Origin of the sequence: Acidiplasma sp. (assembly GCF_038728925.1) — an archaeon.
GTDB lineage: Archaea > Thermoplasmatota > Thermoplasmata > Thermoplasmatales > Thermoplasmataceae > Acidiplasma > Acidiplasma aeolicum.
The window spans coordinates 94,145-115,193 of record NZ_JAVYSZ010000002.1; the positions used below are offsets into that span (position 1 = coordinate 94,145).

Annotated in this window: 22 protein-coding genes and 1 pseudogene; 10 read left to right on the forward strand and 13 right to left on the reverse strand. The window is 32.4% G+C overall.

Features of this window, described 5'->3' with window-relative positions; all coding sequences use genetic code 11:
* Positions 1 to 51: 51 nt before the first annotated feature.
* The 3 genes from QXW15_RS01860 to QXW15_RS07770 all read right to left on the reverse strand — a co-directional run bounded on the left by QXW15_RS01860 (position 52) and on the right by QXW15_RS07770 (position 1,903).
* Positions 52 to 1,236 carry an MFS transporter gene (locus QXW15_RS01860; protein ID WP_048101243.1) on the reverse strand — a complete coding sequence of 395 codons (1,185 nt, stop codon included), beginning with the start codon at positions 1,234 to 1,236 and terminating at the stop codon, positions 52 to 54.
* 243 nt (positions 1,237 to 1,479) lie between these two features.
* Positions 1,480 to 1,668, reverse strand: a complete 189-nt coding sequence (locus tag QXW15_RS01865) for a DUF4143 domain-containing protein (RefSeq protein WP_048101244.1) — start codon at positions 1,666 to 1,668, stop codon at positions 1,480 to 1,482.
* Positions 1,658 to 1,903 (reverse strand): DUF4143 domain-containing protein, encoded by a 246-nt coding sequence (locus tag QXW15_RS07770; RefSeq protein ID WP_048101245.1) that lies wholly within the window; start codon positions 1,901 to 1,903, stop codon positions 1,658 to 1,660. Before QXW15_RS07770 ends, QXW15_RS01865 begins: the two co-directional genes overlap by 11 nt.
* A 96-nt stretch (positions 1,904 to 1,999) precedes the next feature.
* Between QXW15_RS07770 and QXW15_RS01870 the strand changes: the two genes are divergently transcribed.
* From QXW15_RS01870 to QXW15_RS07780, 4 genes and pseudogenes are all read left to right on the forward strand, one after another.
* The gene (locus QXW15_RS01870) at positions 2,000 to 2,128 is read left to right on the forward strand and encodes a hypothetical protein (RefSeq protein ID WP_255350855.1); all 129 of its coding nucleotides are present in this window, start codon (positions 2,000 to 2,002) and stop codon (positions 2,126 to 2,128) included.
* A 71-nt stretch (positions 2,129 to 2,199) separates the two neighbouring features.
* Positions 2,200 to 2,502 (forward strand): annotated as a pseudogene (locus tag QXW15_RS01875) (transposase); the annotation flags it as partial.
* Between the two features lie 28 nt (positions 2,503 to 2,530).
* Positions 2,531 to 2,659 carry a transposase gene (locus tag QXW15_RS07775; RefSeq protein ID WP_269082533.1) on the forward strand — a complete coding sequence of 43 codons (129 nt, stop codon included), beginning with the start codon at positions 2,531 to 2,533 and terminating at the stop codon, positions 2,657 to 2,659.
* Positions 2,656 to 2,799: a hypothetical protein gene (locus tag QXW15_RS07780; protein WP_156150285.1), complete on the forward strand. Its 144-nt coding sequence runs from the start codon at positions 2,656 to 2,658 to the stop codon at positions 2,797 to 2,799. The genes QXW15_RS07775 and QXW15_RS07780 overlap by 4 nt, the downstream gene beginning before the upstream one ends.
* A 25-nt stretch (positions 2,800 to 2,824) precedes the next feature.
* On the opposite strand, the gene fdhD is transcribed toward QXW15_RS07780, so the two are convergent.
* Genes fdhD through fdhF form a run of 3 tightly spaced genes read right to left on the reverse strand, consistent with a single transcriptional unit; the run spans position 2,825 to position 7,015 of the window.
* The gene (fdhD, locus tag QXW15_RS01885) at positions 2,825 to 3,637 is read right to left on the reverse strand and encodes a formate dehydrogenase accessory sulfurtransferase FdhD (RefSeq protein ID WP_052656705.1); all 813 of its coding nucleotides are present in this window, start codon (positions 3,635 to 3,637) and stop codon (positions 2,825 to 2,827) included.
* Positions 3,634 to 4,077: a DUF1641 domain-containing protein gene (locus tag QXW15_RS01890; RefSeq protein WP_156150286.1), complete on the reverse strand. Its 444-nt coding sequence runs from the start codon at positions 4,075 to 4,077 to the stop codon at positions 3,634 to 3,636. Before QXW15_RS01890 ends, fdhD begins: the two co-directional genes overlap by 4 nt.
* A gap of 1 nt (position 4,078) precedes the next feature.
* Positions 4,079 to 7,015, reverse strand: coding sequence for a formate dehydrogenase subunit alpha (gene fdhF, locus QXW15_RS01895; RefSeq protein WP_048101247.1), 2,937 nt, complete (start codon positions 7,013 to 7,015; stop codon positions 4,079 to 4,081).
* Between the two features lie 102 nt (positions 7,016 to 7,117).
* Between fdhF and QXW15_RS01900 the strand changes: the two genes are divergently transcribed.
* Positions 7,118 to 7,696 carry a hypothetical protein gene (locus QXW15_RS01900; RefSeq protein ID WP_048101248.1) on the forward strand — a complete coding sequence of 193 codons (579 nt, stop codon included), beginning with the start codon at positions 7,118 to 7,120 and terminating at the stop codon, positions 7,694 to 7,696.
* A gap of 34 nt (positions 7,697 to 7,730) precedes the next feature.
* Positions 7,731 to 8,189, forward strand: coding sequence for a molybdopterin-guanine dinucleotide biosynthesis protein B (locus QXW15_RS01905; protein WP_048101249.1), 459 nt, complete (start codon positions 7,731 to 7,733; stop codon positions 8,187 to 8,189).
* Here QXW15_RS01905 and QXW15_RS01910 read toward each other — a convergent pair.
* The 4 genes from QXW15_RS01910 to QXW15_RS01925 all read right to left on the reverse strand — a co-directional run bounded on the left by QXW15_RS01910 (position 8,175) and on the right by QXW15_RS01925 (position 12,718).
* The gene (locus QXW15_RS01910) at positions 8,175 to 8,720 is read right to left on the reverse strand and encodes a molybdenum cofactor guanylyltransferase (protein ID WP_048101250.1); all 546 of its coding nucleotides are present in this window, start codon (positions 8,718 to 8,720) and stop codon (positions 8,175 to 8,177) included. The genes QXW15_RS01905 and QXW15_RS01910 overlap by 15 nt on opposite strands.
* Complete coding sequence (locus QXW15_RS01915; RefSeq protein WP_048101251.1) at positions 8,717 to 10,456, reverse strand: molybdopterin-binding protein; 1,740 nt, start codon at positions 10,454 to 10,456, stop codon at positions 8,717 to 8,719. Before QXW15_RS01915 ends, QXW15_RS01910 begins: the two co-directional genes overlap by 4 nt.
* Positions 10,447 to 11,673 (reverse strand): molybdopterin molybdotransferase MoeA, encoded by a 1,227-nt coding sequence (locus tag QXW15_RS01920; protein ID WP_055032253.1) that lies wholly within the window; start codon positions 11,671 to 11,673, stop codon positions 10,447 to 10,449. The genes QXW15_RS01915 and QXW15_RS01920 overlap by 10 nt, the downstream gene beginning before the upstream one ends.
* Positions 11,674 to 12,016: 343 nt before the next feature.
* Entirely contained in the window at positions 12,017 to 12,718 is a 702-nt protein-coding gene (locus QXW15_RS01925; RefSeq protein WP_342789885.1) for a purine-nucleoside phosphorylase, read from the reverse strand.
* 266 nt (positions 12,719 to 12,984) lie between these two features.
* Between QXW15_RS01925 and QXW15_RS01930 the strand changes: the two genes are divergently transcribed.
* Complete coding sequence (locus tag QXW15_RS01930; RefSeq protein WP_342789886.1) at positions 12,985 to 14,634, forward strand: NADH:flavin oxidoreductase; 1,650 nt, start codon at positions 12,985 to 12,987, stop codon at positions 14,632 to 14,634.
* A 167-nt stretch (positions 14,635 to 14,801) separates the two neighbouring features.
* Here the strand turns inward: QXW15_RS01930 and QXW15_RS01935 are convergent, their stop codons facing one another.
* Genes QXW15_RS01935 through QXW15_RS01945 form a run of 3 tightly spaced genes read right to left on the reverse strand, consistent with a single transcriptional unit; the run spans position 14,802 to position 18,103 of the window.
* Positions 14,802 to 15,089, reverse strand: a complete 288-nt coding sequence (locus QXW15_RS01935) for a ferredoxin family protein (RefSeq protein ID WP_048101254.1) — start codon at positions 15,087 to 15,089, stop codon at positions 14,802 to 14,804.
* Positions 15,090 to 15,093: 4 nt separating this feature from the next.
* A complete protein-coding gene (locus QXW15_RS01940; protein ID WP_287950319.1) occupies positions 15,094 to 16,287 on the reverse strand; it encodes an NAD(P)/FAD-dependent oxidoreductase in 1,194 nt (397 codons plus the stop codon).
* Positions 16,280 to 18,103 (reverse strand): FAD-binding protein, encoded by a 1,824-nt coding sequence (locus QXW15_RS01945; protein WP_287961396.1) that lies wholly within the window; start codon positions 18,101 to 18,103, stop codon positions 16,280 to 16,282. The genes QXW15_RS01940 and QXW15_RS01945 overlap by 8 nt, the downstream gene beginning before the upstream one ends.
* Positions 18,104 to 18,439: 336 nt before the next feature.
* Here QXW15_RS01945 and QXW15_RS01950 point away from each other — a divergent pair, with 336 nt between their 5' ends.
* The 3 genes from QXW15_RS01950 to QXW15_RS01960 form a co-directional block, all read left to right on the forward strand.
* The gene (locus QXW15_RS01950) at positions 18,440 to 19,102 is read left to right on the forward strand and encodes a winged helix-turn-helix domain-containing protein/riboflavin kinase (protein WP_048101257.1); all 663 of its coding nucleotides are present in this window, start codon (positions 18,440 to 18,442) and stop codon (positions 19,100 to 19,102) included.
* Between the two features lie 265 nt (positions 19,103 to 19,367).
* Complete coding sequence (tnpA, locus tag QXW15_RS01955; protein ID WP_055032615.1) at positions 19,368 to 19,781, forward strand: IS200/IS605 family transposase; 414 nt, start codon at positions 19,368 to 19,370, stop codon at positions 19,779 to 19,781.
* A partial coding sequence (locus QXW15_RS01960; protein WP_342789887.1) for a transposase occupies positions 19,778 to 21,049 on the forward strand: 1,272 nt, incomplete at its 3' end. The genes tnpA and QXW15_RS01960, both read left to right, overlap by 4 nt.

A 21,049-nucleotide genomic window follows, 5' to 3' on the forward strand; every position in this document is an offset into this window, starting at 1 on the left:
AAATTATAATATAACAGATTAGATAATATAATGGTTTTTATAAAATTTATGTTAAAGCATGCTTTTATTAACCCCGAAGATTTTATCGTCCTTCCAGAATTTCTTAATAATTACTGCCACTGAAATAATAACAGGGATAATTAGAATCGCAAAGGTTTTTTCAAAGCCTATGTAAGGTATTATGGCCGCAAAGATTAATGGTATAATCATGAAAAGGCTCATGTTATAGGAATAGAAATAAGAATTTATCGCATTCCTTTCATATATGGATGATCCACGTGATATTTCAATGGTGGATAGTGGAAATATGGAACCGTGCGGTATACCCAGAAGCATCATAACAAGTATAAATGTATCATAATTTGGAAGAAACGGGAACAGTATTAGGGCTATAACTGTTATTGCCGGGGCAATAATTATTGCGTACCTGATATTTTTTATTGGCCTTATGCTAAGGTAAATCCTAACAAAAAACGATACTGTAAAGAAGAATACAAATGGAAGGTATGCCATGTATCTGCTTACCTGGAATCTTGTTTCTGCAAATATGGCAAGAAAAACGGTCAGGGCGGCAAATGGAACATTATAGGTGGTTATTGTTAGTATTGATGTCCATAGGCCACTATTATGTCTAATGGATTTCCCATGTGTTTCCCTTTTATTTTCCGGGAATTCCATGAAAAATGATGATATAAATCCTATGATGCCAATTGGTGCAAAGAAAAGAAATATAGTTCTATAACTTATAATTTTGAGCAAATAGGATTCCAGGGTTGGGCCAAAGACAAGGCTAAAACTTAGACCAACGGAATAGATGCTTAAAAGCCTTTCCCTGCCTGTTTGATCAGGATAGAGGCTTGCAGATGTAACTATATTTGGCAGAATTATACCGTATGCCAGCCCAATTAAAAATGAAATAATAAAAACGCTTATGCTATTTGATAAATAGTAAAGTATTAAAAACAATGTTAATAAAAAATTTGAGAAGACAAATACCTTTTTCCTTAACCGGGCGTTCATTAATGGATTCAAAAATGATGTGGCTATTACAGTGCCAAGATATATTACTGCAGTAACAAGTGCGGTTAATATATAGGAAAAGTGAAGAATGTATTTGGAGAATAAAGGCACGGTTGTCACAACCATATTGTTAGTTGATCTCATTGAGATTGCCATTAAAATTAATATTATGGAATATAAGAGAAAAACATGTTTGCTGTTGTTTAGTTTATTCATAAACCATTATTTAATGGTATTATTTATATGGTTCGTTATTTTTTTGATTATTAACTTATGCCATATAAAAGCTTAAAATAAGATATTATAAAAGTTTGGATTAACATAGCATATAATTATTTTATTTTAAAATTTTAATATTAATTATGGGTAAATACCATACCGGTAAAATTTTAATTTTGATGTTATCAATAATTTCTTCCCTGAATTCATCCTTGCTTATAATTACACCATAATTTAAATTTAGTTTTTTAAAACTTTTATAAAATTTTTTATCTCTACATTATTTCTATATTTAACCTCCACAGGTATAATATTACCATTTTTTAAAATAAAGTCTATTTCATAATTTTTATCCCTGAAATAATATTTCGAATCAAGTTCCTGCATGACAAAATTTTCTATTAATTTTTCATAATAACTATTTTTCATAATAACTATAATCCATAATGTTTTTATAATTGCATACAAAGGCTGAATTATAAAAATATACCTTTTTCATTTTCCGTGATGCTGATGTAAATGATCTTCTAAAATTTAATATCAATTTAATAATCAATGAATATTCTAAATAACCAAAATAATTTATTAATGTCTCCTTAGAAATATTAAGCTCTTTTGATAATGAGTGGTTGTGTACCGTATTTTGTGTATTTATAAACCCCATGTTAATAATGATATGATCATTAAAAAGGATGATAGTGTAATTCTTTTGCTGTAAATTTAAAATGACTATTTGCAATATTATAATGAGGTAAACAAAATGACAAATGAAAAGAGTCAATTAATAAGTATAGAGGAATTAATAAAGGTTTTCATAAATGACAGAAAAGATGGAAAGAAGGAACTGATTACATGGTTCTTAAACAATGTAATGGATCAGTCCATTTGAAAGTTAAATGCTGTAAGATCTTAAAGGAATAATAAAAGGACAGGCTACAGGAATGGAACCAAAAAAGGAAATTAAAGACTTTGGATGGTGAATTAACATTAGACAAGCCTGATATAAGGTCAGGATCTTTTACAACTAAGGTATTCGACAAATACTCCACTGTTGAAAGGGCATTAAACTCTGTAATAGCAGAATCATACATTAATGGTGTATCAACAAGATCTGTTAACAGTATAATAAATAATCTTGGTGTCAGTGTATCTACTGAGTATGTATCATCACTGAATAAGGAACTGGATGCCAAGGTTAAGGAAGTCTTAGAAACAAGGATAGATGATAAAATAATATACCTATATAGATGCATCATACTTTAGGGTAAGGGAAAATAATAAATATAAATCAATGGCATTATACACATCAATAGGTGTAAACAGCAATAGAATAAGACAGATTCTTTCCATTAATATTTATAATTCAGAGGATGGGATGGACTGGAATAATTTCTTCTTTAAACTCAAGGAAAGGGATTGACAGGAGCAAAGCTGGTAATATCAGATGGCCATAGGGGAATAATCAATGCAGTGAAGGAATCATTTCCGGGATCCTGGGGCATTTTTTTATTATGGGTCTTTATACTAATAAATATGATTATATATCCAACATCAAGATGATTAATATAAAATTTATAATGTTATTTTAAAGTATTCTTTCATCATGAGTATATATATTAAATTTATTATCGCGTGCAAAAGAAATTAATGTAATATTAAATGTATCTGCAAGTTCCACCGCAAGCGATGAGGGTGCAGAGACTGAACTAATAATTGATATGCCAAACATAGCCGCTTTCTGTACTATTTCAAAACTTGCCCGACCACTCACCTGCATTATTGTGTCCTCCATCCTTGATATACCATTGAGAAGAAGTTTTCCTATGGATTTATCAACGGCATTATGCCTTCCTATATCCTCAGATATGGATATCAAATTTCCATTATAATCAAATATGGCAGCGGCATGTATACCACCTGTATATCTGAATATCTCCTGATTTTCCCTCATTTTTTTTGGTAACAAAGAAATCAGATTATGTTCTACCCTATCTTTTATTTTCACAAATTTGGAATTTTTTATAAAAACATTCTCTATATTTGTTTTACCGCATACACCGCAGCTTGAATTAACGTAAAAATTTCTCTGATTTGTTAAATCATAATCAATTTTATTTACACTTACTATAACTATATTATTTTTTTCGTTTATTTTAGCTCCATAATCATAATTTACGCCTTGAAAATCTTTTATTTTTAACATTCCTTCATCAAATAAAAATCCAACGGCAAGTGGGAAATCATCAACCGGTGTTCTCATTATAACCGACACCGGCTCTGTGTTTTTGCCATCTGATAATCTTATTTCCAGGGGTTCTTCTGATGTTATGTAATCATTTGTAAAATATTTATTTCCATCGATACATTTTATAATTTTTTTATTAATATATGGATTCATTTTTTACCAAATGTATCTGATAGTATCTTCAACAGTAATATAATAGTCCTGGCAGTATCATTATTATTTATAGTCCTCGCTATATCCATAAGCCCATATCTTCTATCAGGAATTTTAGCATTACTTATTGCATTTCCAAGTTCTGACATGTAATTTACAGTTTTATCTGTGTCCAGTTTTGATAAAAGCTGGAATATACTAAAAATATTTGTCATGGATCTTTTTGTATCCTCTGATTCTAGCTGGTCTGATAATGTGTCTATGATATATTTATAATTTGATGTTAATGCATTAATAAGTGAAAAAAACCCGGAATCGTTAAGATTTTTAACTGTTTTAAGAAGGTTGCTGAAACTTTCCTTATATTCCTCAGGCAGCATGTCTGTTATATCCATTTCGTTTTTTTCATTTTCCTCAATATATTCTATTGGTTTTGCCATTTTAATCATCCGTTAATTTTACATAATCTGTTCTCTTCCACTTCATTTCTATGTTTATTCCTTTTTGTGGAACACGTTTTCCAAATCTTGGATTTGTTTTTGGAAGTGGAGATGGACCCTTATCTTTTAATTTAATTATTTTAACAGGCAATTCCTTATATGACGGTGTATCTGAATCAGGATCGCGGTTATATGACGTAAGCATGTTTATGCCCTCCTCGTCATATGCAGCATTCATAGGCATATACAGCTCATTTCCACTCACTCTATCGGTTACAAGGGCACGTACCTTTACACTGCCCCACTTTGAGACTATTTTTACATAATCACCGGATTCTATGCCATAATCCTTTGCCAGGTCATTTGATATCTCAACAAAGGTGTCAGGCACTTTTTCCCTTATACCGGGGGTTTTAAATGTTTCATTTCCCTCATGGAAATGCTCAAGCATTCTTCCATTGTTTAGGTGAAGCGGGTATTCTTCATCCTCCATTAATGGAGGCCTGTATTTAAGTATGTATAGTCTTGCCTTGCCATCAGGGAAATTGAATCTATCCTCATATAAATATTCAGAATCCTCACCATTTTCCTTCATGGGCCACTGAAGGCTCTTAAATCCTTCGAGCCTGGAATAATTAACGCCCTTAAATATGGGGCACAATTCAGATGCCTCATCCATTATATCAGATGGATTTTTATAATTCCATCCCGCTCCAAGCTCATTTGCAATATCCTGAATTATTTCCCAGTCAGGTCTGGTTTCAGCATATGGTTCCATGACTCTGTACAATCTCTGTATCCTTCTTTCAGTATTCACAAATGTACCTTCCTTTTCAAGGCTTACGCTTGCCGGCAAAACAACATCTGCAAATTTTGCAGTTTCTGAGAAAAATACATCCTCAACTATTAAGAATTCAAGATTTTCAAGTGATTTTCTTACCATTTCAGAATCTGGACCAGTACTGGCAAATTCCTGTCCAACAATATACATTGCTTTTATTTTATCGTTATCTATGTTTTCTATGCATGATACATTATCTATTCCTGGCTTAACCGAAAGCTTTGTATTCCACGCCTTCTCAAATTTTTGTATAACATTTTTATCATTTATTGGCTGATATCCAGGCAGATAAGTTGGCATTGCACCGAAATCACTTGCACCCTGTACATTGTTATGTCCCCTTAAAGGATACGCTCCTGTGCCTGGTCTTCCGTAATTGCCGGTTATCAGTAATAAATTAGATATTGCAGTTGATTCATCAGACCCTGCAGAATGCTGTGTAACACCCATGGCCCATAGTATGCACATATTTTTAACACTATGAATCATCTCTGCAGTTTTTATAATCTGATTCCTTGGTATTCCTGTTATTTTTTCAGCATTTTCCAGTGTAAATGATGATAGACTTTTATAATAATCATCAAAATTATTTACTCTTTCATCTATGAATTTTTTATCATGCCATTTTTTATCTATAATATATTTTGTTATGGCGGAAAGCAGTACAATGTCAGTTCCAGGTGCAGGATGCAAATATATATCTGCACGTTCTGCCATCTCATTTTTTCTTAAATCAGAAACTATTAATTTCTGCCCATTTAATTTATGCGCCCTTTTTATTCTTGTTGCAATAACTGGATGGGATTCTGCTGTATTTGCCCCTATTATAAACACAAGATCAGATTTGTAAATATCCATTATTGATCCTGCATCACCACCATAACCTACAGTTCTCCACAGTCCTGTTGTTGCAGGAGCCTGACAAAACCTTGAGGAATTATCAATGTTATTGTTGTGAAATATCTGTCTTGCAAGTTTCTGCATTAAATATGCTTCTTCATTAGTTCCCTTTGATGATGCTATAAACATTATTGATTCATTGCCGTATTTTTCAGAAACCTTTTTTAATCCATTGGCAGCGAACCTTATTGCATCTGACCATGATGTCTCAATAAATTTGCCATTTTTCCTTATAAGTGGCTTTTTTAATCTTTCCTTGCTGTTTACAAAATCCCATCCAAATTTACCCTTTATGCATGTGGATATACCATTCGCCGGTGATTCAATCTCCGGCTGTACCTTCAAAATTTTTCTTCCCTTGGTCCACATAGTGAATGAACATCCAACACCACAGTATGTACATACAGTTTTTGTCTTTTTTATCTGTTCATTTCTCATCTGTGCCTCAATGTTGCTTATTTTCATTATCATGCCAATACCTATTGGTTTCTCCAATCCTTTTCCAAAATCCACCAAATTATCTTTGGCTTTTTTTGTTAGCGATGTAAAATAGCCCGCCTCTTCCAGCATTGATTTTTCCATCAAGGCATTTACAGGGCAAACGGTAACACAGTGGCCACATGAAACACATGAAGACTCATTTATTGGTTTATTATCATCCCATATAACACGTGGTTTCTCAAGTGACCAGTCTATGCTTAAAGTCTCATTTACCTCAACATCCTGGCATGCCTCAACACACCGCCCACATAATATACATTCATCTGGATCATACCTGTAAAATGGATTTGAATAATCCGGTTCATACCCCTTTTTTTCAAACGGATATTTTTGCCTTTCCAAATTTAACTTATCAACTGCATTATGCAATGCACAGTCACCGTTATTATTTTCACATACAGTGCAGTGTAAATTGTGTCTCGTAAGTAATCTATTCACTGCTTCTAACTGCCTTGATTTTACATCTTCTATCTCATAACATATATTCATATTATCCTCAATTTCTGTGGAGCATGCCCTTACAAATTTGCCATTTGCTTTAACAATGCATGTATCACATGATTCTATTGGTCCAAGAGCTGGGTTAAAGCATACATGCGGTATATCTATATTATTTTCCATCATGGTTTCTAGAATAGTTTTACCTTTTTCGACATTATATTCATTTTTATCTATAAAAACTCTTAATTCTGGCATTAAATCATCTAATTAATTATAAATTACTATTATTTATACATTTATACTCAGAATATTGTATAAATTTTTAAATAATCAATTATAATTTATTTTAGATAAAACATGTATGCAGCTTTGCCTCCATTGGCGGTTGGATTTTTTGGTCTAGGAATAGGCTATTTTGTTTATGGCGGTGCAGGCCTTTTTAAATACCCTAAAGAGGCTAATGAGAGGGTAAATCATTCCATGGGTTTATGGGGAATAATGATGCCTGGTTTTATGCAATTTCTCACAGGAACATACCTTTGGTTGGGGTTAACAATTTTTCATGCCTTCAGATCTTCACCAATACTTTATATGGCTGCCCTTGCCTTTACGGCATATGGTGTTCATTGGTTTGCACTTGGATATAATAAATACAAGGATGCAGATACAACTGTGGATGGCTTCATGGCCATCGGTTTCCTCTGGATATCCATAGTGGGTGCTTTAATATTCTTTTTGGGAAAGGATGTACCTGTTGGTATACTCTTTGTACTTCTGGCGTTAATATATATAAATGATATACCTGCAAGTCTTGCTCATTCAAAGACATGGGGAAGAACAAAAGCATTCTTTCAGTTTATAACCGGCATATGGCTAATGTATCTCATGTTTGCAGCAGCAATGAATTTTGCACTTGGATATCATTTATTTCTTTGATAAATATTTTATATCTAATTTTTATGTATTATGGATGGCAATTTTTTCCTTTTTTGGGTCCTCAAAATCTGGAAAAACAACAGTAATATATGATTTAATAAAACGCTTGCATAAGGATTTTAAAATAATGTATATAAAGGATATACCACATGATAATATATCTCTGGATACAGAAAACAAGGATACATGGAAAATGGAAAATGCAGGTGCTTATATTACATATGGATTAACGCCGTCAAAGTCATATAAGATGATTAATTCTCATTTAAATATTGATGATATAATAGCTGAAAATAATGCGGATATAATATTTATTGAGGGTTTTAAATCATATAAAAAAGCCATAAAATTCCTTGTGCTTGGTAATGAAGATTTTTTAAAATATGAACATAATTATATAATAAAAGCAAACAATAATGAATACAATAAAAAATGCATTATTTACCCAGATGATTTTGATAAATTATTAAGCATTATTTTAAATACAGTTTAAGTATTTGTTTACAAAAATTAAGTCATCATAATAATTAACACTTTTTAATTTTATTGTATCTTTTTTAATATAACTTATGTTATTTAGTTCCATAAATTTTTTAACACTGCTGCCTCCAGAGTTTATGTAATTTTCCATTTTATCATATATTTTATAATTGTATATAGAAAATAATGGTTCATAATAATTATGATTTAAAACCGATACTGTATTTTTATTATAATTATCAATCAATTCCTTTATTATATCATGATCTATAAGCGGCATATCCCCGCCGACGGCAAAAAATTCTTTGAAATTTTTAATGCAGTAAAGTATTGAATTTATTAAAACGCCATTTGTATGATCATATAATACATCACAGTATTTGCACTGCAAAGAAAAATTTTTTGTAAAGAGTGTAATTTTATCAAATAGACCTGTTTCATATAATATTCTAGAAATTCTATTTATCATCGTTTCATTGCATATTATTTTATTATGCTTGTCTTTTAATCTTTCACTTTTTTTAGCAAATATTATTGCCATCATAGATTATCATTAATAAATGCTTTTAATTCATTATAATAAATACTGTTCTTATTTATATAAAAATAAAAATAAATATTATCAATGAAATCAAAATTCAAATTATAATATTCAGCATAATTCTTATATGTTATCCCGACATCGCAACGCTTATTTTTGACGTAATCGGCTATTATATTGGGATTATCAAGATAAATAATATTTTTGGTATTCAATTTATCATACGAGTAATCATACAGGCCTGATCCCTTATATAAAATCGCAGCTGTGTCATAATTTCTTTTGCTGTAAACAAAACCGTATGGTGTACCAATTTTAATTATATCATAGTTTTTATTTTCAGGGTTATTTTTATAATTTAAAATATATAGATCAGCCTCATTATTCTCCATGGATCTTATAATGTCATTGTATCCTGATTCTATGAATATTGATTTTAATCTTATATTATACGGCATATCCTCAATTAATGGTGAATACTGACCGTATATAAGAATATCAGGTATGTTATTATTAAAAATATTAACTTTAATTTCTGTATTTTTCTTTAAATATTCTGACGTTGAATTTATGATAGAAAAACCGTTGGCCCTCATTATTCGGGATATTGACCCTGAATTGCCATGAACCTGATATGCATAATATTTTTTATCCTTTTTTAATAATTTTATTAAAAGCAAATCAGTGTTGCCAACATGCAGCTCAAAATTTTCTTTTGTATATGCATTTATTTTATTATAATTATAATTATAATTAAAAATGCTGAATATATTCGGTATAATAAGTGAATACAAAATCATCATGGAAGAAACCGGGAAACCAGGAAGACCAAAGATTATTTTTTTGCCTGATTTTGCAAAAATAAATGGTTTCCCTGGTTTTACCCTAACGCCATGGAATAATATCCCTGGAGTATATTCACCCAATATTTTATAAACCATGTCCTTATCGCCTGCAGATGTACTCCCAATTGTAATTGTTATATCGTTATTATTTACCGATTTATCAATTGCATTTTTTATTAATTCATAATCATCTGATAGTATTCCATAATTTTTTACATTAAAATTATTAAGGCTGTTAAGTTCTGATTCTATTGCCATAGCGTTGGAATCATATATTTTCCCATCTATATAATTATCACCGGGATAAATTAATTCATTTCCGGTGCTTATTATTCCTATGTTAATTTTCCTTAGAACCTTTATTTTATCAAGACCTGTGGCTGCCAGCACTGCTATATGCCTTGAATCCAGCATTGTGTATTTGTTTAATATTTTTTCACCCTTTATAACATCAATACCTGCATTTGAAATTTCATTAAATTTTGGAACAGATTTATAAAATATTACAGTATTTCCATTTATATTTGTATCCTCAAATGGAACCATGGCATCTGACCCTATTGGTATTGCACCGCCTGTTGGAACCTTTATGCATTTCCCGCTTCCGGGATGATTCACAGGTGTTTCACCAATAAATGTTTCGCCTGAAAGCAAAAGTTTAACAGGATTATTATAACTTGCATCCTTAATATCAGATGATATAACGGCATAGCCATCAACCTGTGATCTTGAATATAAAGGTAAATTATTTTTGCTGTAAATGTCCTCTGCGCTTATTCTATTGTATGCTTCACTTAAATTAATAATCTCAGAATCTGATAATTTTTCCATATTTTCATTTATTATTTTATAAGCATCATCAAATTTTATTAAATCATGGAATATTAGTCCCATTCTATATCACCTATTTTATATGCATTTATTATATTACCGGCCTCTATTCCTTCTTTATAATCTGGAACCATAACAATGGAATTTCCATATATTATTGATGATAATATGCCGGAACCTGTTGTTCTTAATGGTTTGATATGAATTCTATTATTTACTGTATATGCTCTGCATATTTGAAATGTTGTAAATCCTATTTTATTATGTATATTTTCATCAAGAATTCCATTTATTTTATCATAAATATCAAAATTAGATATTTTTTTTATATACATATTTACAAATACCAATGATGAGATGAGTGCTGCAACAGGCAATCCAGATACCGAAATAACTGGCTTATTTTTTATATTAAATAATGCAACTGTTCTGCCAGGTTTTATTGCCACACCAGAAAAGAGAATACTCCCAATTCTGGACACTGCATCTGTTGTTTTATCCCTTCTTCCAAGACTCGTACCTCCAGTAATTATAATTATATTGCACTTATCAATTATTTTATTTATATGGTTAATTATGCATTCCTCATCATCACCGCATATGCCACCGTCCACTACTTCAGTATATGGCCTTGAATAATAATTTTTAAGGAGAATACCTGTGGAATTTACTATTTTTTTGTTTATAATTTCATTTCCTGTGTTAATTATGCCTATTACTATTTTTTTATATACATTAACATTATTTATTTTAACTGATGCCATTGCAGCTAAATGCTGGGGCAGTATTTTATCGCCCTTTTTAAGTATTCTGTAATTTTTGGATAAATCCTCACCCTTTTTGAATATATTTTTATTTTCACCAGAATAGGAATAAACATATATATAATTACCAGACCTTTCTGTTTCCTCTACCTTTATTACTGAATCCGCACCCTGTGGAATCTCTGAACCGGTGTAAACCTCTATGCATTCATTTATATTTAAATTCTGATCAAATTTTTCCTCTGCGGATTCTGACCCAATTATAGTTAACTTTGAAGGGTTATTCACAGAGGCATTTAATGTATCCACCGATCTAACAGCATAGCCATCAACAGCACTTTTATCAAATTCAGGTACATCCATATTTGATAAAATATCATTATATATAATTCTATTAATAGAATTGTTTATACCTACATTCTCATATGCTGGATATTCCCATTTAATAGAATTAAAAATATTAACAGCTTCTTTATATGAAATAAATTTATCAAAGCCCTCCATAATATGCTTCATATTAACCACCATTTACCTCCCGGAGGAATATAACAACACAATTTTCTTAATTTTTTACCCTTGTAATCTTCATTATATATTGATATTAATAAATTCCTATCATTTTTTATTTCAAGATATTTATTGAATATAATTTTTTAATTTGTCCATTGAATTTAAATTTATATTTATAATTTCATGATTCTCTCCTCTTATGTCTTTTATATGTTGAAAATAATAATTGCATACCACTGAGTTGTAATGAAAAATAAAATGAGTGGGGTCCAAGGTAGGAAAATAATGCATATAGTGAGCTGACGTATGTTTAAACAACCTAATGTAATTTCCTAAAAATTATAAAAAATTAATTTTTTCCTGTGAGAAGGTTCAGTATAGTTTTGGCTATTTTATTTTCTGATTCATTAATATTGTTTTGTTCCATTGATTTCCCGGTTACTGCATTGGAGTAAATTAAATGCACTGATAGTGCCCTTACATTTTTAAGCCTTGAAATAAAGTAAAGTCCGGCACCCTCAAGCTCAACTGCAATGTGACCAGTTTCTGACAATTTTTTAATAAACTCTTGTGTATGGGCAAATAATGCATCACTTGTAAATACATTTCCTATTTCAGTTTTAATATTAGCGTTATTCAATTTTTCCCTTTCAGATGCCAGGAGATCAAAGTCTGGTGTAAGGGCCATTGAAAAGTCAGAATTCAGATACTGTTTAAATGTGCCTCCAGGGTTATAAGAATATCCAATGGGAAGAACCACAGTGCCCGGTTCCATGCTGTCTGATACTGCTGTGGCTGATCCGAATCTTACTATCTCCCTGGCACCAAGAGATATTAAATCGTCTGTTACCAGTGTTAATGATGGAATTCCTATTCCATGAAAGACTGTGGTAATGTCCTCATTGCCATATTTGCCTGTGTATGCAGTGTAACCCGCAAATTCTGATATTTTTACTGGGTTCTCAAGGAGGGAATTAACTATCTTTTGTCTGTTCAGGTTTCCAACTATAACTACCTTTTTGCTTACCTTTTCTGCCTTTATTATTGCCATAATTCCAAATTGCATAAATAAATAAAATTATAATGTTAGGCGAATGTTCACATATAAACTTTAAATAATTTTGTGATATTATCATATAAGACAGTTATCTATTTAATCAGAAATAACTTTTTTATAAAATTATTTTTATTAAAATATTATATATAGATAATGCATAAATTAATTTTTAATTTTGTTTTTCAAACTTTTAATATAAAACATGATGTTATTATTTTCATATAATAAACACTTTTAAATGAATACGAATATACAAAAACATGGATGTTTTTAGCACCGGAACCATAGGTAATTTGGAAATTAAAAACAGGCTTGTCATGGCGCCAATGATCTCCAATCTGGCCTCTCCAGATGGCAATACAAATGAGGATCACATAGCATATCTGGAAGAACGTGCACGTGGTGGTTATGGATTAATAATTACTGAATATACATATGTGGATGAACTAAATGGTAAGGGATCGCCAAACCAGCTAGGGATGTTTTCTTACTCACAGACTCCAAAATTTTTCAGGTTAACCGAGAGAATGCATAAATACGATTCCAGAATTTTTGTTCAGCTTGTTCATTCAGGTGCCAAGGCCTTACAGGGCCTTAATACCAAAAAAATATTTGCACCGACAGCCATGGATTATATGGGGAATGTGCCTCAGACCATGAGTATTGAGGATATAATTAATGTTCAGGAAAAATTCTACAGGGCAGCAGACATAGCATACAAATCAGGATTTGATGGGATAGAGCTTCATGGGGCCCATGGTTATTTGCTTGAGGAATTCATATCCCCTGCCCTTAATAAAAGGGATGATAAATACGGTGGTTCATTGGAAAACCGGCTTAGGATAATTAACGAAATGACTGAAAATATAAAGAATTATTATGATATACCATTAGGAATAAGACTGAGCCTGTATGAAAATGACCCTGATGGCTACGGTCCCGATTACGGTTTAAAGGTGGGTGAATCAATAAGGAAAATTGATTATATTCATTACTCTGCTGGCAGATTCGCACCCCCAGCATCGTCTGCACCATTCTATTATGAACATAATCATATTTATGCAAGGCTTCCAAGGAGACCGGATAAAACAACCATTCTGGTTGGTTCTGTAATAAATGCTGCCGATGCGAACGAAATATTGAAGAAGGCAGATTTTGTAGCAACCGGCCGTGAGGCCCTGGCTGATCCATACTTTCCGTATAAATTATTGCACGGTCACAATCCAAGGCCATGCATCAGGTGCAATCAGGACTGCAGGAGGTTAGGTGTTAACGAGGTACGCTGCACTGTCAACATTGATACAGGCCTTGAGCTGTACAGCACCATAAGAAGGAACAAAAAATTAATTGGAGAAATAGAAATAGATGGTGCGGGTATAAAAGGTTTGGAGGCCGCACTTTATGCACTTTCACTTGGATTAAAACCAGTGATTTATGAGGAAAATGTCCCCGGTGGGCAGATTAACGATATTTTAGAACCACATAAAAGAACTGAATTTAAGGCACTTGTGGATTATTATTTAAATGAACTTGATAGGCGCGGGATAACAGTAGAAAAATCAAGGGGAACATCAGGAATAGACTGTTCCCCTGATAAGGTTTATCCTGATATTAAAAATATGGGAGATGTTTCAATTAACACGAATATATACAGATACTTTGATGATGCACTGGAAATTTCGAAAAAAAATACAGTAATTATCAATCCAGAATCACTGGAAATCCTCGAAAGGTCAAGAAGGGAATTTTACATCAAACTTGCAGAAAGGCATGGAATTAAATTCATTAAACAGGATTCATACAATATAAATATATTTGATAAAAACCAGTATGATATAAGATCTGCAATGATCAGTGGAAGAAGGGCCGTGGATTCATATATTATGGAGAATTATGATCAATTAAATTAATGTATTTTGATTATAATACTTAATAGAATTATTAAATTTTTTAAAACCCTCATAAAACTCGGCAATGGAACGATGCAATTTTTATTATAAAATGATATTATTAAACGCATAAAAGGTTGTAAAGAAATAATTTTTACATCTTAAAATTTAAAAATAAAAAAATAAATCTATGCATATCTTAATGCAATACCCCTGCCAAATCTGGGATATTCCCAGTTAATATTATCGTATGGGCAGGCTATTCTGCAGGCACCGCATTCCACACAGTTTTCATAACCAACAACTATTTTTTTATCCTCCCATGTATACACACCTGCGGGGCATATTAATATACATGGCTGTGGATTTCCATTTTCCTTTTCACATTCAAGGCACAGTCCGGAATCCCTTATGGAAAGGTGTGGCTTTTCATCCTTCTTATACCTTAATGTGTACAGTTTTTCCTCCGTTCTCATTTTATCACCTCATTTTCGTCATAAATTCTATAAGGTCCGGCATAACGTTTCTGAAATTTGAGGATATTATTTTTCCTATGCCAAGAAGATCCCCGGAAGCCCAGCTGTTTAATGCCGAAGACAGCATATTAATGTATCCTGATGCAGCATCAGTTCCAAGCATGCGCCCTTCCAGTGGCCTTTCCTTTACTATTTTTGATATCTCCGGGTCCTTAACCAGATTATAATGGTATATGTCCTGGGATAATCCAGACGCTGCAGCATCCCCTGCAAGTGCTCCTGAGGCTATTGCAGGGCTTATGCCATCGAATGTAAGTGGGTCCACAAGTCCAAGGGCATCACCACATAAATACACATTTCCCTTTCCTGGATTCATTGATGGAAAACCGCCCTCAGGTATGACTTTCGCAGAATATTCTCTTAATGAATAGCCCTCAAATTTTTTTGCAAGTCCGGTTTTATCCAGAAAATCATCAAGTACTTTTTCTGGCCTCATTTTTCTTGAAACAAGCTCTTTTATTGGTGATCCAATTCCAACCGCAACACTGTCCTTATAGGTATATAGGAATCCTGCTATAAGCGGGTCTGTCATGACAAATCTCCATGCAAGTCCCTTAGATTCATCAGGAAGATTGAACATTGAATTTATATCCTCCTTTTTCACTGCATAAACCTCCTTTACGGCCTGTACCGCAGTATCAGGGGTAAAATCCTTTTTTATGCCTGATTTCATTGAAAGCAATGAATTTACGCCCTCAGCAAGCACAAAGGCATCTGCTGTAACCTCACCGCGGTCTGTAACAAGTGATTTTGCAGTTCCATTCTCCCATTTTAATTCAAGCCCGGTTGTTTTGCTTATAACCATGGCCCCGGCATTTTCAGCAACAGATGAAAGCCATTTATCAAATTTTAGCCTCCCCGTTGTAACCAAATTTTCCGGAGAAAACTCAATATCCACAGGACTATCACCATTATATAATGATAGTTTTATTCTCTGAACCTCCCTTTCAAATGGAAGGCCATCACCAAATACAGAAGAAACATAGTCCTTCCTTATCATTGCACCGGATACATTTTTTGAACCTGGTTCCGGGCCCCTCTCAATTGCCAGCACCTTTTTACCTGCCTTTGCAGCCCTTAATGCAGCAGCTGACCCAGCAGGGCCGCAGCCAACAACAACAACATCATAATTAAGCATTTATATCACCAATTTTTTTAATCAGTTCTGGCACTATCTGGAATATATCTCCAACCACGCCGTAATCACAGTTATCAAATATAGGAGCAGTTTCATCTGTGTTAATTGCAAGTATTTTTTTTGATCCCTGAATTCCAACAAGATGCTGTATTGCCCCTGATATTCCCAGGGCTATGTAGAGATCAGGCCTTATTGTTGTACCTGTCTGGCCAACCTGATGATCCTTTGGATACCAGCCAGCATCTGCCAGGGGCTTGCTAACACCAACAACTGCGTGGAGTTTGTCTGCCAGATCCTCGGCCATTTTAATGTTTTCCTTATTAACAATTCCCCTGCCAACGCCAACAACTATTTTTGAACCAAGCAGTGGATTATTATACTCTATGCTCTTAAAATCCTTTATTTTGAATCTTGTTGATGTATCCGTTAATGTTTCCGTTTGAACTTTTCCCCTGTAATCGCGCTCCTTTAATGCAGAAAAAACTCCGGATCTTGTTGTTACCATTACAGGTTTGTTATTGGGGCAGATAATTGTGGAGGTTTCCTTTCCACCAAAGTCTGGCCTTGTTGATAGCAGCTGGCCCTTTTCGTCAACATCAAATATAATGCAGTCGGCTATTAAACCGGTATCAACCTTTATTGCGGTGGTGGATGCCAGCTCCCTTGCATTTGATGTACCCGGAAAGAATATGGCATCTGGCATGTATTTTTTTATCAGTGTTTCAAGAGCCCTTGTGTAAACATCATTATCGTAATATTCAACACCAGGGGTTTCACAGTAAAAGGCCTCATCAGCACCATACTTAAATGCCATGTCCACGATATTCTCTGCATGGTCACCTATTACCGCCGCCCCAAGCTGTGTGTCCATTAGATCAGCCACCCTTCTGGCTGCTCCAAGAATCTCAAGTGAGGTTTTATTAATGTCACCATTTGTATGATCCATGTAAACCCAGATTTTACCGGTAGCCTTTGCAACAGGCTTGGGCTTAACATAATCCTCACCTGATGATTTCATCCCGGTGGCTGCTATTTTAATTTTTGAAATAATCCAGTCAACGGTTTTATTAATATCCTCATTTTTAATAATTTCTGGATTTCTCATCTTTGGTGGGGGCCTTACCCTGATAACCTTTGTTGGTGATGCTGCCAGCCCAATGTGCTTGGGATCCGCGTTTATATCTGTTTTGGACAGCCTTGATACATTGTAATTTTTGGCCTTTATTAAACCCTCAAGTGTCGGCTCCCTTGGCGTATTTGAAATCTCAGATATGGTGGCAACAAACGGTATGGGAACCTCAAGTATTTCTGTGTTGAATTCCGTGGTTCTCTGTAATACTGCCTTTTTATTTTTCTGGTCTATTTCAATAATTTTATCTGTATAAGCCACAGCCGGAACATTAAGCCAGACGGCGGTCTGCGGGCCAACCTGCTGGGTTTCACCATCAACTGCCCTTCTGCCAAAAAGAATTACATCTGCACCACCAAGCTTTTTTATGGCCTGTGCAACTGTATAGGATGTTGCCCATGTATCAGACCCTGCCATGGCAGCATCTGTTACAAGATAGGCATCATCTGCACCCATGGCTATTGCCTCCTTAATTGAAATGTCTCCTCTGGGCGGCCCCATTGAAACTATTGTTACCGTACCACCATATTTTTCCTTTAACCTTATAGCCTCCTCTATTGCATGGAGGTCAGGGGGATTAATAATGGCTGGAACACCCTCCCTTATCAGGTTGTTTGTCACCGGATCAATTCTTAAATCATCTGCATCCGGGACCTGCTTTATGGAAACAATTATTTTAAGCCCCATAAACCGTTATCCCGCGGAATATTAAAAATATTGCTTTTAGGAAATAAGAATTATATGCATAAAATCATGATTTTTTTGTTGATTTTTATTAATGAAAATGCAAAAAAAATTTAATTAATCATTTTATTCAAATCTTATTACGATTAAAATAATATTTAATTAAATATCGTAAATTTTCCTTTAACTCAAAATTATTCATTGTATAAAATTAAATAAGGTCTAAAATTATTTATAATAAACCGCACAGAAACTTAACATCCTAATGTTGGAATCAGTATGCTTTTTTTATTTAATTATAATAAACAATACTATTATACTTAAAAAATATTAACCTGCATGAACGAAACCTTATATTCAGCAATAAAAGAATTAAAAAATCTTGCAGGTAGCAAAAATATTGCATATATTTCATCATCAGAGCTGGCAAGGAAGATGGGCGTTAGCCAGCAAACGGCATCAAGAATAATTCTTGAATTAATAAAGGAGAAATATATAGACAGAACAATGGAAAATAGAAGGCAAAAGATAATAATACAGGAAAAGGCACTTGATTTACTTTACAGAGAATTAAATGAACTTTATTCAATATTAAAGATCAATCAATCATTTGAAATGGAGGGTACGGTACAAAATGGTCTTGGAGAGGGAAAATACTATATATCCAAGAAAGGTTACATGGATCAGTTTAAGGAAAAATTAAAAATGGAGCCATTTCCCGGCACATTAAACATAAAAATAAATCCGGAATATGAAAATATTTTGAGGCAGGTGCGTGGTGCCGATGGAATTATTATATCAGGATTTAAGGATCGTGAGAGGACCTTTGGTGGTGTAAAATGCTTTAATGCACATATTGATGGGATAAAATGCTATCTCATATTTCCTGAAAGGAGCGTTTACACAGATATTATTGAGGTAATTTCTGATAAATATTTGAGGCAGGCCCTGTCACTAAAAGATGGTGATATTATAAAGGTTAATGTTGATTTTGAATTTTGAATAAATTTTAATTTTAAGGTGTGAAGTCCCCTCCATAAGGGGGATGAAAACATAAAGTTTATGATATATTAATTTACAAATGAATCTACCAGAAAGAAAGCCACTGAGTTTACAATGTGGATGAATTTCTGGAGCCAGAAAATATAAATTCAATAAATAATTAATTTTTAAAATGTTAATAAATTAAATATTTCATAATGAATATGCAATTCATGCATTTATATAATAAATTTTATATAATGTTGATAAATACTTTATTTAATATATGGAAATAACTCAGTATAAGAAAGAATACAAATCATACGATCATTTAGTGTTTTCATGCCAGTACCATGTAATATTCACACCTAAGTACAGAAGAAAGGTGTTAGTAAACGGCATAGATGAAAGACTCAAGGAGCTTATTATTGAAAAGGAAAATGACTACGGCTATAAAATAATAGAAATGGAGGTTATGCCAGACCATGTGCATTTATTAATAGACTTAAAGCCAAGAATAGATGTTATTAGATGTGTTAACCTTATAAAAGGATACACATCACATGTATTAAGGGATGAATTTCCGGTATTGAGAAGAAAGATACCAACATTATGGACAAGGTCAAAATTTATAGCAAGCGTTGGTGCAGTAACGCTTGAAGTGGTTGAAAAGTACATAGAGGATCAGAAGAAGGTATGATGAATACAAAGAAGAATAAAATAAAAGATTCATTGAATAAAACCAAAATTAAAAGAAAATCTCAATCAGCAGTAATTATAAAAACAAAGATAGACAGTGATAAACTAAATACCAACACATCAAGGATATTAAGGAGAATATTTTTGGAGGCTAAATGGCTGTATAATTATGTAATAAATAAGGAATTTAACAGTGATATTTTTAATATGGATTATAAGGTAAATAAAGTACCAGTGTATGTAAAGGACCATTATGAAATAAGGGATTTAAAATATTTATCATCACAGATGAGGGAAGAAATTATTGATAGAACCATGGATAATATTAAAGGATTATCAAAATTAAAGGAAAAGGGATATAAAATAGGGAAATTAAAATTTAAAAAATATATAACATCAATACCATTGAAACAGTATAACAATACATATAAAATAATAAATAATAATTATATTAAAATACAGGGAATAAAGCAGAAACTAAAAGTAAATGGATTATATAATTTAAATATATTGGAACCGGCAAATGCATTGTTAATAAATAAAAACAATAATTATTATATTTACATAACAGCATATAAAAATAATTATATCATGGAGAAGCCCATTAATAATCAAAAAATGGTATCAGTTGATTTGGGAATTAAAAATCAATTAACATTGTCTAATGGTTTAATAATAAATTATGGCATACCAAAATCTAAAAGAGAAAAAAGATTGCAGAGAAGATTATCAAAGAAAATAAAAAACTCTAATAACTATTATAAGCTGAAGAATAGACTCAATATAGAACAAACAAAAAACGCTAATAAAAGAAAGGATACAGTGAATAAAACAGTCCATTATCTATCATCAAACTATGATATAGTAATAACACAGGATGATAATATTAATTCATGGAAGCACCTCTTTGGCAAGAGAATAGAATCCACTAGTATAGGTGGAATTAAGAAAGCACTTAAACATAAGGCCTCAACATTTATATTACTGGATAGATTCCTGCCAACAACCAAAGAATGCTCTAAATGCCATAATAAATACAATATAAATTTAAATGATAGAATATATAAATGCCCTAATTGTGGATTTATAATTAATAGGGATTATAATTCTACATTAAATGATCTATATTATGGAATTATAAAAATAAATGAATTGTTAAAAGATAAATATAATAAATTAAAAAGATATTTTAATAAATATAATATAAATATAAATGTACCTGTGGAGCATAGGGAATTTACGCCTGTGGAGACCTTCACCTCTGTCCCT

Excerpts from the sequence above, each read along its gene's own strand:
- fdhD (WP_052656705.1), bottom strand. The coding sequence starts at position 3,637 with ATGAATCCATATATTAATAAAAAAATTATAAAATGTATCGATGGAAAT.
- QXW15_RS01945 (WP_287961396.1), bottom strand. The coding sequence starts at position 18,103 with ATGGGGCTTAAAATAATTGTTTCCATAAAGCAGGTCCCGGATGCAGAT.
- QXW15_RS01890 (WP_156150286.1), bottom strand. The coding sequence starts at position 4,077 with ATGGCAAAACCAATAGAATATATTGAGGAAAATGAAAAAAACGAAATG.
- QXW15_RS01935 (WP_048101254.1), bottom strand. The coding sequence starts at position 15,089 with ATGAGAACGGAGGAAAAACTGTACACATTAAGGTATAAGAAGGATGAA.
- fdhF (WP_048101247.1), bottom strand. The coding sequence starts at position 7,015 with ATGCCAGAATTAAGAGTTTTTATAGATAAAAATGAATATAATGTCGAA.
- QXW15_RS01865 (WP_048101244.1), bottom strand. The coding sequence starts at position 1,668 with ATGAAAAATAGTTATTATGAAAAATTAATAGAAAATTTTGTCATGCAG.
- tnpA (WP_055032615.1), top strand. The coding sequence starts at position 19,368 with ATGGAAATAACTCAGTATAAGAAAGAATACAAATCATACGATCATTTA.
- QXW15_RS01930 (WP_342789886.1), top strand. The coding sequence starts at position 12,985 with ATGGATGTTTTTAGCACCGGAACCATAGGTAATTTGGAAATTAAAAAC.
- QXW15_RS01950 (WP_048101257.1), top strand. The coding sequence starts at position 18,440 with ATGAACGAAACCTTATATTCAGCAATAAAAGAATTAAAAAATCTTGCA.
- QXW15_RS01925 (WP_342789885.1), bottom strand. The coding sequence starts at position 12,718 with ATGGCAATAATAAAGGCAGAAAAGGTAAGCAAAAAGGTAGTTATAGTT.
- QXW15_RS01940 (WP_287950319.1), bottom strand. The coding sequence starts at position 16,287 with ATGCTTAATTATGATGTTGTTGTTGTTGGCTGCGGCCCTGCTGGGTCA.
- QXW15_RS07770 (WP_048101245.1), bottom strand. The coding sequence starts at position 1,903 with ATGGGGTTTATAAATACACAAAATACGGTACACAACCACTCATTATCA.
- QXW15_RS01900 (WP_048101248.1), top strand. The coding sequence starts at position 7,118 with ATGTATGCAGCTTTGCCTCCATTGGCGGTTGGATTTTTTGGTCTAGGA.
- QXW15_RS01910 (WP_048101250.1), bottom strand. The coding sequence starts at position 8,720 with ATGATGGCAATAATATTTGCTAAAAAAAGTGAAAGATTAAAAGACAAG.
- QXW15_RS01860 (WP_048101243.1), bottom strand. The coding sequence starts at position 1,236 with ATGAATAAACTAAACAACAGCAAACATGTTTTTCTCTTATATTCCATA.
- QXW15_RS07775 (WP_269082533.1), top strand. The coding sequence starts at position 2,531 with ATGGCATTATACACATCAATAGGTGTAAACAGCAATAGAATAAGACAG.
- QXW15_RS01915 (WP_048101251.1), bottom strand. The coding sequence starts at position 10,456 with ATGGGACTAATATTCCATGATTTAATAAAATTTGATGATGCTTATAAA.
- QXW15_RS01905 (WP_048101249.1), top strand. The coding sequence starts at position 7,731 with ATGGCAATTTTTTCCTTTTTTGGGTCCTCAAAATCTGGAAAAACAACA.
- QXW15_RS01870 (WP_255350855.1), top strand. The coding sequence starts at position 2,000 with ATGACAAATGAAAAGAGTCAATTAATAAGTATAGAGGAATTAATAAAG.
- QXW15_RS01920 (WP_055032253.1), bottom strand. The coding sequence starts at position 11,673 with ATGAAGCATATTATGGAGGGCTTTGATAAATTTATTTCATATAAAGAA.